The organism is Candidatus Peregrinibacteria bacterium (assembly GCA_016699755.1).
GTDB lineage: Bacteria > Patescibacteriota > Gracilibacteria > CAIRYL01.
Genome location: CP065009.1, coordinates 352124 through 364765 on the forward strand (window position 1 = coordinate 352124; position 12642 = coordinate 364765).

At 38.0% G+C, this 12642-nt stretch carries 11 protein-coding genes and 1 tRNA gene; 8 read left to right on the forward strand and 4 right to left on the reverse strand.

Features of this window, described 5'->3' with window-relative positions:
- The first annotated feature begins 478 nt into the window (after positions 1-478).
- The 5 genes from IPN35_01560 (at position 479) to IPN35_01580 (ending at position 6000) form a co-directional block, all read left to right on the forward strand.
- A complete protein-coding gene (locus IPN35_01560) occupies positions 479-1726 on the forward strand; it encodes a hypothetical protein (protein ID QQS59555.1) in 1248 nt (415 codons plus the stop codon).
- Between the two features lie 405 nt (positions 1727-2131).
- The gene (locus IPN35_01565) at positions 2132-3034 is read left to right on the forward strand and encodes a TauD/TfdA family dioxygenase (protein QQS59556.1); all 903 of its coding nucleotides are present in this window, start codon (positions 2132-2134) and stop codon (positions 3032-3034) included.
- Positions 3034-3783, forward strand: a complete 750-nt coding sequence (locus tag IPN35_01570; protein QQS59557.1) for an SDR family NAD(P)-dependent oxidoreductase — start codon at positions 3034-3036, stop codon at positions 3781-3783. Before IPN35_01565 ends, IPN35_01570 begins: the two co-directional genes overlap by 1 nt.
- Before the next feature lie 16 nt (positions 3784-3799).
- Entirely contained in the window at positions 3800-4810 is a 1011-nt protein-coding gene (locus IPN35_01575; protein ID QQS59558.1) for a GTP cyclohydrolase I FolE2, read from the forward strand.
- Positions 4807-6000: a hypothetical protein gene (locus IPN35_01580; protein QQS59559.1), complete on the forward strand. Its 1194-nt coding sequence runs from the start codon at positions 4807-4809 to the stop codon at positions 5998-6000. The genes IPN35_01575 and IPN35_01580 overlap by 4 nt, the downstream gene beginning before the upstream one ends.
- Here the strand turns inward: IPN35_01580 and IPN35_01585 are convergent.
- Both IPN35_01585 and IPN35_01590 read right to left on the reverse strand, forming a co-directional pair.
- A complete protein-coding gene (locus IPN35_01585; protein ID QQS59560.1) occupies positions 5965-7083 on the reverse strand; it encodes an MFS transporter in 1119 nt (372 codons plus the stop codon). The genes IPN35_01580 and IPN35_01585 overlap by 36 nt on opposite strands.
- Positions 7084-7421: 338 nt before the next feature.
- Positions 7422-7985 (reverse strand): hypothetical protein, encoded by a 564-nt coding sequence (locus tag IPN35_01590; protein ID QQS59561.1) that lies wholly within the window; start codon positions 7983-7985, stop codon positions 7422-7424.
- A gap of 40 nt (positions 7986-8025) precedes the next feature.
- On the opposite strand from IPN35_01590, the gene IPN35_01595 reads away from it, so the two are divergent.
- Entirely contained in the window at positions 8026-8751 is a 726-nt protein-coding gene (locus IPN35_01595; protein ID QQS59562.1) for a nucleotidyltransferase domain-containing protein, read from the forward strand.
- A 56-nt stretch (positions 8752-8807) separates the two neighbouring features.
- Here IPN35_01595 and IPN35_01600 read toward each other — a convergent pair.
- Positions 8808-8882 (reverse strand) — tRNA-Gln (locus IPN35_01600).
- Between the two features lie 28 nt (positions 8883-8910).
- A complete protein-coding gene (locus IPN35_01605) occupies positions 8911-9510 on the reverse strand; it encodes a guanylate kinase (protein QQS59563.1) in 600 nt (199 codons plus the stop codon).
- Positions 9511-10373: 863 nt separating this feature from the next.
- Here IPN35_01605 and IPN35_01610 point away from each other — a divergent pair.
- Together IPN35_01610 and IPN35_01615 are read left to right on the forward strand one after the other, a co-directional pair.
- Positions 10374-11573 carry a cell division protein FtsW gene (locus IPN35_01610; GenBank protein QQS59564.1) on the forward strand — a complete coding sequence of 400 codons (1200 nt, stop codon included), beginning with the start codon at positions 10374-10376 and terminating at the stop codon, positions 11571-11573.
- Entirely contained in the window at positions 11506-12558 is a 1053-nt protein-coding gene (locus IPN35_01615) for a UDP-N-acetylglucosamine--N-acetylmuramyl-(pentapeptide) pyrophosphoryl-undecaprenol N-acetylglucosamine transferase (protein QQS59565.1), read from the forward strand. The genes IPN35_01610 and IPN35_01615 overlap by 68 nt, the downstream gene beginning before the upstream one ends.
- The last annotated feature ends 84 nt before the right edge of the window (positions 12559-12642 follow it).

Sequence of the window (12642 nt, forward strand, 5' to 3'; positions counted from 1 at the left end):
CGTCAGAGGACTCCGGCGTTAATTGAGATATTCTGGAAATATCCTCATTCTACTGCCTTGAGTTATGGGCAATATGATGTTGATGTTTTACATGAATGAGAACGTACCATAGATCTGCCGGAGTCCCTTTCAGGAGACTCCAGCAGGAGAAAAATGGCTCCCGCTTGTCATTACTTTTTATTTTTGATACATTCATTTCCGATCCATTTTCTAAAATGGAATTGCATCGAGGGTTAGGCTAGAGATGTGAAAACATATCAAAGAGCCAACACCATCCGCGCTCCTCCTGTCTGGGGAGGAAAAGGAGGTACTCACTGGAAACAGAGAACTATCTCTACCAGAATAGGAAAGTTTTGGATAACTTTCTGAAAAAGGGAGTCAGGGGAGGAAACAAACCTGACTTCGTGCCCAGAAATAATACTTCAAAACATTCTGAAATCGAAATCAAGGCTTTTATGAGAATTTTCTTCAAAAAGTCTTGATTTCTCCATCCTCTTTTTATTTTACATTGTTATTAAACGAAGTAGCAGAAATAAATAGGCTTAAAAAGTGCTGGATGAGTATTTATGCCAGTAAATCTGAAGACATTAGAAAAATGTCAAAAGGAATTGACAATGTAACCCTTGAGGATTTTAAAAAGGATGATGATCAAAATTTAAAAGATATACATACTCAAATAGCAACAGGGAAATTTGAATTTGATGAAATTAAATCTATCCCCAAAAAGAAAAGTAATGGGAAAATTCGTCTTATATCTGCTCCAACTGTGCGGGATCGAGTCGTTCATAAATCTATCTTAAGTATTTTAAGTGATGCCTTGTACGATCATATCAATACTGGTGTGAGTTACTGTGGTGTAAAAAAGGATTTTTGGAAAAAGGAAAAAGACGGACTGAGCATAAAAAGGGCTATTGAACAGTTAGTTACTTATGTGAAGAGACGCAACTATTGGATATTTGAAACAGATATTAAAGGTTTTTTTGATCATGTTCCCAAAGAAAAAATATTAAAAAAAGTATGCGAAGTGTTACCAGACAGATCGTTGGAAAAGTATCTCAAACAAATAATTTTTTTTGACATTGGGAATGAGAGTGAACTACTAAAAAAAGAAATCGAAATACCAAATAAAATTAACGGCTTGGCTCAAGGTTCTTCACTTTCACCATTATTCGCCAATCTTTTTCTTGCTGAATTTGATAATTACATGAAGAGCAAATACGGATTTAGGTATATTCGTTACGTGGATGATTTTATTGTAGTTTGTGAATCTGAAGAGGAAGCAAAAGAAGCGGAATTGGATTCGACCACAGAATTAAAAAAAGAAAATCTTGAATTATCAAAAGATAAGACCCATATTTTAGATTTGAATCGAAGTAGTTTGAAATTTTTAGGGGTTCATGTCGATAAATTCTGTATAAAACCCAAGAAAACAACTGGAAAAATAAGGGATTGGCTTGTTAGTGAAGTTTTAAATACTAAATCGTACAAAGTAGTTTTGAGGGCCGGAAAAGAAGTTTCCGTTATAGAACAAATAAATGAGAAAATTCAGGGTTGGGGAAACTTTTACAGGTATTATCATGCACAAGAATTGTTTGAAAGTTTGGATGAATTTATCCTCAAAAGAAAAAAAGGGGATAAAAACCTCAAAGACATACTTCTACTCAAAGAAGTGAAGCTAGAAACAATTGTAAGTCAAGAAGAGTGGCAATCATATTTTAAGGAATAAAATTTCTCCATCCGGTTCGCATGCACGGTATTTATTAGTGGCTGAATTATAAGCCTATAAGGTTATTTTTTGCGCCGGACGGGGTGTTCGCGGAGGGTATTGGTGAGGAGCGACAACCCCCTTCATGACGTTTCTTCTTTTAAAAACTATACATTTAAGGCAGGTCATGAATTCCCTTTCCGCTGGAGTCCGCTACAAGAGGCAGTCTTCCTACCTCCCTATTCGGATTTTTTGGCTTACACAAAACGTTGGCTCTCCTTATGTATGGAAGTTCGAACTGTTTTAAGGGAAGAAGAGGGTTTTGTGATGCTAGAAATTCCATAAAGAAAGAAGGGTATTTTTTATGGGAAAATATAATTTGACATAAATAATAAAATCAATAAAATGCTCTCTTATTTTATAATAATGAGGATTTTAGAAGGGAATAATATTTTTAGTAACATACAGCAGCTTCCACCTTTCTTAGGCAAAGAGGATGAAAGCAATATAATGCGACAGCAAGAATTAGGTATGTGGATCAATTCTCAGTCGGTGCAATTTGGAGAGCTTGCAGAACAAATAAAGGAGGGTGTTCATTGTACAAATTCTACTCCAGTGGTACTAAAAAACACGGGTATTCAATCTGTTTCAAAAGAAAGCAGAACAGCAATAATGATAGGATTTTCTACTTTGTTGGGGCGACCCACCCCAACAGATAAGAGAAATAAAAAAGTTGCGTGGCCGATATCCGTTCCCAAAAATGCGGATAAAATAAATTTTCGTACTTTTTCAGAACATAATCAGGAAGCAAAACTGCATACAGATTCCCAATACCTTCAGTGTCCAGAGCAAGCGATATCTCTTTGGTCCATTCATCCTGATGGCTCAGGGGAAGGTTTATCCTATTGTGCAAGTGCACAGGACATTCTTCATGAAATGACGGCTCATTCAGCAGGACAAGAGTCGTTGCAAATTCTTCAAAGAGAGGATGTTCCATTTCGAGTGCCTTCATCATTTATGCAAGATCCTAATAGTAATCAAACAGAGGTGATTTTCGGGAAAATATTTGGTCAAAATCCAGTAATGAGATATCGAGAAGATACAATTCATGCAGGCTATGATGCTATCAATCAGATTATGCCTCCTGAAATTGAAAAAGCATTGCAAGATATATCTACGGCAATGAACAAGGTGCAAAGTGATTTTTTTCTACTGGAAGCAGGTGATGTACTCTGGATTAATAATCACGATCATCTTCACGCAAGAACTCCCTTTTCTGATTTAGAGAGATTGCTCTTTAGAATTCGTTATAACTTTTCCCAGCAATAATGAAATCAATACTCGTTACTGGCGCATCAAGAGGATTGGGGAAAGGGATTTCTCAATATCTGGACAAAGAAGGACACCGTGTTATCGCTACAGGAAGAGACACTGATTCCCTTCAGACATTGGCTGATCACGGAAATAGCATTGAGATATTTACAGCAGATATTTCTACTGCCGAAGGCATAGATACTGTTGTTCAACAAGGAATTCAGCATCAGGTAGATGTCGTGATAAACAATGCTGGATTTGGGGTTGTTGGAAAACTAAAAGAAATTTCTCGAGAATCCTTACTGAGAATCTTAGAAACAAATTTGGTTGCCCCCATAGAAATCACAAAGGGACTGCGAAACCAGATAGCAAAAAAACAAGGAAGTTTTGGTTACATTACTTCATTAGCTGGAAAAATGGGATTCCCTGATATGATATCGTACTCTGCTTCAAAATTTGGACTTGAAGGAGCAATCGAAAGCCTTCGATATGAATTAGAACCCTTGGGCATAGGATTGACAGTTGTTCGCCCTGGGATGGTTGATACCGATTTTTTTGATACTGCTGGTTTAACGGAACAAGTAGAGGGAGCAAAGTCAGATGGTTTACTAAAACAGCCCGAAGAAATCGCTCAAGAAATATGTGAAGGAATCCTGACCAAACAAAGAGAAGTTGTTATCGGGAGTGATAAAGACTTCTTGAGACGATTGCCAAATATCTCTTTTGATGAACGATTAAAAGTTCTCGGAGAAATGTCTTCATAATTTTTTTACTTTTGATATGAATAAAACCATAGATCGACGACTCAAGCCAGAAGAGTATATTGTTACTGGTCAAGAACCCACAGACGAAGAAGCATATGCAAAATTTTTACACGACCTTACTGATGTTCCGGAATCCCAACCACTCAATGCTATTCCTATTGACCGTGCAGGGATAGCAAACCAATCAAGCATCATTCAAATTCGAGATTTTTTTGGAAATACGTTCTCTCATGTTCCTGTAACAATGAAATTAGGAGCAAGCTTAGAAGATCATCGAGGGGTCCACATGTCTCGTTTTGAAGAAGCATTATTTGCCGCATCAAGAAAAAAATATGACAGTATTGATGAATTTACTCAGGCAATGGCTGAAGAGATTCGCTCTCGACAAAATTCAGATACCGCATATGTAAATGCACAGGGGGAATACTTGCACCCACGAAAAACGCGTAAAAGCGAAAAATTCTCTCACGATAAAGTACATCTCTCTAGTACTACCGAAAGTATTGGTGACGAATTGCATCAAATAACAGGAGTAAGGGCATACAATATGACCGCCTGCCCTTGTACAAAAACTCATACGAAATATGTTACCGTTCCGGCTTTGCGAGAAATGGGGCTTAGTGTTGAGCAAATAAATAAAGTTTTAAATGTGGCACTTACAGGGACTCACACCCAAAGAGGAGAAATCAGTTTGGTTTTGGATAAAACATCTGATGCCATAACACAAGAAGACATTTATGGTATTTTGGATGATAAAGCACACCTTGTGTATGAATTGCTCAAACGACCTGATGAGCACGACCTTGTTATTAGAGCATTGCAAAAACCTCAATTTACTGAGGATGTGGCAAGAGATGTGGCATTGGGAGCATTTGAGTTTTTTGATAAAAAAGCCCCTGATAATACGAGAGTATGGGTTGAATCAACCCTCAACGACAGCATCCATATTCACGATGTACAGACAGCGATAAATAGTAGCCTTGGACAAATCAGAAAAGCATTAGCCAACTCTCAACAATCACTATGATACCAAAGAATCAACCTGCACAAATTTATGACCTTAATATAGGGGCAAGTATAGTCGGGAGAAATGCCTCTCCATATCTTACAAATGAAGACAGAAGAGCATTACAACGCTTAATGTCAGAATTCTCAAATATGTTTCAGGATACAAGAGGAGAAAAACCAGCATTGGTAAATACTGATGAATCTTCCTTCAAGCAGGCTACGGCGTTTAGCGAAAGAATAAGAAGACAGTTAGAGGGCCTTCAAGACTATCCAAAAGAGGTAGTAGTGAGATTGAGAGAATGTCTTGATCAATTTGATGCTCAGGCCCGAAAAGAACATCTAGATAGAGATGGTTTAACGCTGGACAAAGAGCAAGTTGTTCATTTATTAGATATTCCAGAGATCCTAGATACATCTCTGTTAAATGAAATAGTTCATAACGAGAGTCAGTGGACCGAGCAACACCATCCTGATGTATTGTCACAACTCAGAAATAGGATTGATGCCACTCAGACCCGAGAACTTATACAGGCTTGTGTACAATCTCTGTTTAGAGAAAATATTGATGTTTCTGCGGATATTTATACTCAAGATACAGTAGATAGATATTATCTATATTGGTCTACTAATGGTAATGGACTTGATTATGCAACACCATCTCAATACGAACTTGCAACACAGCTTTCCTTTGATATTCCCCATAATGCAGCTCATTTATTACACTTATCATTTGCTGGTGAACATTCTGTCGAGCAATATATAGACCGGATGAAAGAGAGAACATATACAGAAGCTATTGCGGTATTGTCTGAACACCAGATGTACGAACAAGCAGCAGAACAAGGAGAGGTAATAAGAAGCTTTTCTGAGATTCTCAGTATTCCTATTGATCAACTGTCAGAATGGATAAAACAGGACAGGTCATATGAGTTTCGTCTCCGTCTCGCTCGTCTCTTGTCTGATATAAATACCTTCAATGGAAAATCATTTATAGAAAATGTCGCTGCAATTGAAGAAAAACTGTATATCTCACAAAAAGATGCTACCGCAGAAGCCCAGAAATATTATGCTTGGACAGGTTTAGGAGCAGCCTATACATTGGGATATAATCGGCTCTTATCGCATGGAATACAAAACGCACGAGATGCAATGGCACTCCAAAGTGGAGAATTATTATTTTCGTGGGAGGATTTTCTTGATTCGAAATAGACTCCATAAAAATAAAATGGCAGCAGCAATTTTTATTCCCAATATAAAATAAATAGCATATTCAATAGTTTCATCTAAAAGTATTCCAATAGGTATCTTCGTAAAAAGCAATAGCAATGCTCCCCCTAGGCTTACAATTGAAAAAGAACTCGTAAGCCATTTTTTGGGGACGGTATCAGCAATGATACTTTTATAGGCTACTCGATAGATATTTTCCACGAAAAAAAAGAGAAAGAGTGCGAGTGCGGAAAAAATCGGATGAAGAAAAAGTAAGAAAAAAAATATTGTTGCCTGCATGAGTGCGCCCCATATCAGAATTTTATCTTTTCCCAAAAGAAAAAGAAAAAATGTGCTGAAGTAACTCCCAAGTAGTGAGCCGATCTTTGCAACGGCATACACTACTCCAAAAAATCCAATAGCGATGCCGGATTGTTCTAATCCGATTTGGAATACACTTTCCCCGCGCTCTTGCATTAGCCCCCCTGCGAGTATAAATATCACTGCCAATGGCAATAGTATTTTTGCCTTCATTCCTGTACTATTTTTTCTTACCCATTGCCGTTCACTAGTCCCCTTGTCATTTGGTAGAAAAAATACGATTGTAATCGAGAAAAGCACTAATAGAAAACCAACAATAAAAGTATGTTGAATATTAATATGAAGAAGTGAGAGAAACATATAACTCAATATCATTCCTCCTATCGTCCCAACTTCATCAGCTATTTGAAACTCTCGAAGTAATAATTCAGTCTTTTTTGAATGGAATGTAGAGAGGAGGAAAGATTCTTCTGTGCCAGAAAGAGATGATAGTCCAAGAGCAAAAAATATTTCGCTGATTAAAAATGTAAAAAAATTATCAGCAAAAGAGAGAATGAAAAATGATATTCCTAGGGAAAGTAACCCCAATATCATAACCTTTTTTTTGTTCCAAATATCAGCCGCATATGAGCTTGGTATTTCAGAAAGAAGAAGGGTGATAAATCCTATTGACTGAATAAGGCTTATCTCTAAAAAGGAAAGACCTTGAGAATGTTGAAAAATTATCAATACAGGTATGAGCAATCCGATTGCTCCATGTTGCAAGCCTATCCCACAGTAAAATAAATTCCTAGAAAAATTCATCTTTAATCACTTATTAGTATGCATCACTATCGTAGCACTATATGTTATTGGAATGGAACATAATTCACCATATCGTCATAAAGTGACTCCTCAAGTCTACACTTTGAGAATATAAGATCCTATGAAAACTTATTTATGGCTTTATATAGGCATAAAACGAGCATGGCTCCCCTTGTGTATGGAAGTTCGAACTATTTTGTTGGAAGAATCAGATTTTGTGGTGCCAAAGATTGTATAGTTTTTGAAATCTTCTTTTGCTCTCTGCTGGATCATGCCTGGCAATAGATATTTTTTCTGCTTCATAATTTTTCAAGTTCTTTCATGATTGTAAATACCACAGATTCAGCGTTAAACTGATCTGTATCTACAGAAAAGACATTTGAATCGAGAAATTCTTTTTGATAATCACAATTCCATAATCGATAGTTTCTATTTATATATTCTTGCACATCATCTTTGGAAACATTTCGATACTTTCTTCTATCATCATTACAGGAGCGCTTGAGAAGAGACTCCTTTGAAGCATGGAGATCAAGAATAACTGAAGTATTTCCGGACTTCTTTATTTGTTGAAACAGATTTCGATATAAAACCATGTATTGTTTAGAATTTCGGTCTAACACTTGTGTGGTAATAAGTACCCCCTCACCCACATCGATAAATGATTGTAAGAGATGTTTTCGCAAAGCAAAAATTGAGTTTTTTGCTGCAGTCGTTTTAAAGTCAAAAAGTTCAGTGACGACATCTACAAGGGCATGATTATGTAAAAAATGAGCATTTGGAATTTGTTTTAAAAGCAGCCTGCCGATAGTGTTTTTTCCTGATGCAGGTGGACCAAAGATACAAATGAGTTTGACTTTCATATTTTTATTAATAAAATAATATTCTATATTTTATTGAGAAATGCAAACAAATCGTATCGTTACATTTCCAGAATGGGAAATCAATGTTTCTGATGAGGGTCGGCAAAAAATAAATGCAGTACGTTCAGAGTGTCAAAAAAATCAAAATGTAAATGCACTTTTTTTACAAGGTTCAGCCCTGAGGGGCGAGGGTGGGGTAAGAAGTGATATTGATTTTATCATCCTGTTTGATTCTGTGTCCGAAAAGGTACATGACTTTGTTCGTAAGTTGTTTGCTGAATTTTCAGATACAGATTATTTTTATTCTTCTATTAGAGAATATCAATCGTATCCTGTTGGTCTAAGGTTTCAGTTCTTTTTATCTCAACAAATTTATGGAGAGCCAGAAATACTTGGGCAACCGCCAACAAGCCAAGATCTTTCACAGGTTCTCGCTTATTACTCTTCTTCTTTAAAAGATCAATTGAGGCCTTTGATTTTCCGAAATGATTTGTCTGATATTGAGCTTTTCAATAGGGCATATTCTTTATTAAAAAGAGTTGATGACTGTATTATTCGTGTTCAAGATGCTATACAGACAGGAATTTACCCTAAACAAAGAGCTCTGATACAAACAGAACCAAATCAAGATGGTCAGCATCTCCTTGAGCTGTTAGATAAATGGCAATCCCAAGGGCATCAACCTGATTCTCAAGAAATTCGCCAATCAGTTTCTACTATTGATACATTTTTGAGGGAATTTATTGAAAAACATCTGAATACATAAAAGAAATACTGCTAATTATAAATATTTTATGGCTTTAATAAGCCATAAAATAAGATTGGCTCGGGAGGAAGGATTCGAACCTTCGAATGACGGATTCAGAGTCCGTTGCCTTACCACTTGGCGACTCCCGACCAGATTAAAAAACACTTCAACAGTATGTCAGGACATCTTTTGTTTTTCAAACCAATTTTTGATAATTTCCTCAATTTTTTGTGTGACAAAGCGTGGGTTTCCATCTTGCGTTTGTATCTGAAAATTGCATTCCGGGGCGATTTTCATTTCTTTTTCCATGCTTTCAAGACGGTGTTTCAGCTCTTCTTCCGAAATAGGTGCTCGTGCCTGTATTCGTTCTATAAGCTGTTTTTTTGTCGGTGGAAGGAGAAATACAGAGAGAAGGTGTTCTGGTGGAATAAACTTTTGAATCTCCAAAAAACCCTGAACATCCACTTCTCGAAGGACAACTTTTCCTTCTTTTAAAGAGGGGAGAACCTCCGATTTTAAAACTCCGTATTGATCCTTGCTGTGTACCAAAGCCCATTCCAAAAAGGCTCCTTCTTGCTTTTTTTCTTCAAATTCCTGGGGTGTCAGGAAGTAGTACGTTTTTCCAGCGGTTTCTCCCTTACGAATGGATCGGGTAGTTGCAGACACCGGATATTTCCATTCGGGGTGTTCTTCACGCAGAAAATTGATGGCAGTTCCTTTTCCTACTCCTGAAGGTCCAATGATGAGAATGAGGACGCCGCGGAAAAAGCTTGACATATTTTTAAAATATTTTTTAAAATTAATTTCGATAGTGAGGAATCGGAAGAAGTTTTCCATGTCAACGTACAGGGAAAGAGTTGAAGAATCAAGAATAGTCTGCTATACTTGCCAGAATAGTTCCTTAACACCAAAAGAAAAAGTCGAGAGAGGACAGAACGTAAAGAGATGATATCTTCTTGAGTTTGCTGCTTGTCCCCTCCCTACTTTTTGATGGCCGATTCGACTCCGGCCGACCACCAAAAAACACCCTCTCTCTCTTATATCTTTAAGAGTGGCAGGGCTAAAAAAAACAAACACAAACCACACACTTTTCTTCTCTTTCAGAAGAAAACAAAATTCCAACAAAAACAAATACAAATACCGACCGTTGGAATCGTGAAATGCTTTTAAAAAAGCGAAGGGATTCCAAAGAGGGTAGGGAGAACACGGTATCATGCCAGAGTCGACACGATACCACACGCCCGCTCGAAATGGTCATAAATGTTCTCGGATGATAGTTCGAATAGAATCCGAAGGAGACCAGCATCGAGTACAAAGACAGGAAAGGGGGGTTGTCACATCATTATAGAGACATACCCCTTTCCGGCTTTGCCATGCTCGGAAAAAACCGAACAGGATTTCCCTTTTTTCTCTCCCGTGAAAAAAGGAGTGTAAATTTAATACATAATAATAACTATGTCAATACTTTTTTTGAGAGAACCTACAAATTTATGAAATGGCTTTTTTAAAATATTTTTTCCCGTTCTTTTGAGAATAAATATCCAGAAGAAATAGAGAAAAAACTCTAAAAATATATTTCTCCACAATAATACTGATATGAGGGGTCGTCACAGATTCCGTTTTTTGTCATACTCCCCTCCGTGAAGGAAGTCTCGTCATTCCGTTGGCTTTTGTTTCTCATATGTGGATTGACGCTTTTTGGGCTCATTATGATTACGAGTGTAAGCGTTTTTGAGTCGCATCAGCTTATGGTTAAGCGTTTTGGTTCAGAATATTGCGAGGTGAACAACTGCAATGGATTTTATCTTTGGCGTCATGTAAAGCATCTTTTTCTTGGAGTTCCAATATTTTTGACAGGATTTCTTATTCCAGTTGGTTTTTGGCGAAGAGTGGCACTTCCTTTGTTTTTTGTTGCGCTGACTTTGCTCGCCGCTATTCTTCTTACAAGCGTTGGAGGAAGCTGGGGAACAGCGAAAAGCTGGATCAATATTCCGTTATTACCGAGTATTCAGCCGAGTGAAATTGCAAAAATTGCTCTCGTTTTGTATCTCGCGATCTGGATGGAAAAAAAAGAGCAAGATATTCGAACATGGGAAAGTGGTTTTCTCCCGTTTCTTATTCTCATGCTTCCCATAGTAGCTCTTATTGCACTTCAGCCGGATTTTGGAAGTTTATTAGTCATTGTTTCTATTGCGGCAGTGATGTTTTTTGTAGCAGGAGGAAATCTTTTTCATATTCTTGCTGGAGGGCTTACAGCCATTTGCATCTCGCTTCCGGTTATCCTTTCGCATGACTATATTCGAGAGCGGTTTCTTGTTTTTTTGCATCCCGAAACAGGAACAAACGATGCGAGTTATCAAGTAGTACAGTCACTTATTACTGTAGGGAGTGGTCGCTTTTTTGGGCTTGGAATAGGAGAATCTGGTCAGCGTCACGGTTGGCTTCCTGAAATTCAATCCGACACTATTTTTGCGGCAGCAGCAGAAGAGCTTGGTTTTTTTCGAATTATTTTTCTTGTGGGGGCGTTTGCCATGCTCGCGGTTGTGGGATATGAGGTAGCGAAAGGTGCGCGAAATCGATTTGAAATGCTCGTGGCGGCAGGAATTACCGCATGGATCACCTTTCAGGCACTTCTGAACATGTCTGTGACACTCGGCATTTTTCCTCTCACGGGAGTTACGCTCCCCTTTGTTTCTTATGGGGGAAGTTCACTTCTTTCCCTTTTCTTTGCTTCTGGAATTTTATTGCAAATTAGTAAATTTTCTTCCGGTCATGCGCATCATTCTGCTCGCCGGCGGATCGGGGGGACACATTTCTCCAGCATTCGCCATAGCTTCTGAATTTCGAAAAGAGCTTCCTTCTGCTCATATTCTCTTCTTCTGCTCTCGAAATCCTCTTGATATATCGTTCTTTCAGTCTTCGCAAGAACGATATATTCCCATTTTTTCTGGGAAGATCCGACGATATTTTTCGTTTCAAAATTTTATTGACCCCTTTCTTCTCCTTCTTGGAATTTTTCAATGTCTTTTCCTTTTTCTTCGAAAGCGACCAGATATTGTTTTTTCAAAAGGGGGATTCGTTGCTATTCCGGGGTGTATTGCCGCGTGGATACTCCGTATTCCCGTTTTTGCGCACGAATCTGATGCTGTTTCTGGAATTGCCACACGTCTTTGTCAAAAATTTGCGAAACAGATTTTTACCACCTTTCCCGAAAAAAAAGGAATTCACACCGGAACGCCTATTCGCTCAGAAATTCTTAAGGGAAATAGAGAGAGAGGGAGAAAATTTCTGGAGTTCAGTGGAAAAAAACAAATCCTTCTTGGAATTGGTGGTTCGCAGGGGTCGAAGTTTCTAAACACTCTTTTGGAGTCTTCGGCAGATGAGCTCTTAAAAATGCTCGATATTGTATGGATTACTGGAGCAGGAAGCGAAAAAATCATTACTCCTCGTTTTGGGCTTCGCATTTTTCCTTTTCTGGGTACAGAGCTTCCAGATGTTCTTGCGGTAGCGGACCTTGTTGTTTCTCGGTCGGGAAGCAATTTCCTTTTTGAGCTTGCTGTTCTGGGGAAGCCGATGCTCCTTATTCCGCTTGCAACGGCGGCAGGAGATCATCAAACACAGAATGCGCGTATTTTCTCTGAGAACAAGGCGGCTCAAGTACTTTTAGAAAAAGATGCTCCCCGACAATTTCTCAAGGAAGTTACCGATCTTTTTTCTGATCAGCATCTCAGAAAAACACTTGGGGAAAATGCAAAAAAAATGGCAACCACAAATGCCGCGGAACAAATTGTCACAAAGGTGCTTCAAAATTTTTCTAAGGAGTAGCGTATTTTTTTGTATGAAAACAAAGAACCTGACGCGATCCCTTTTTTTTCAAATATAATTTCTTGTCTGGCGTTTTTTCAGGAG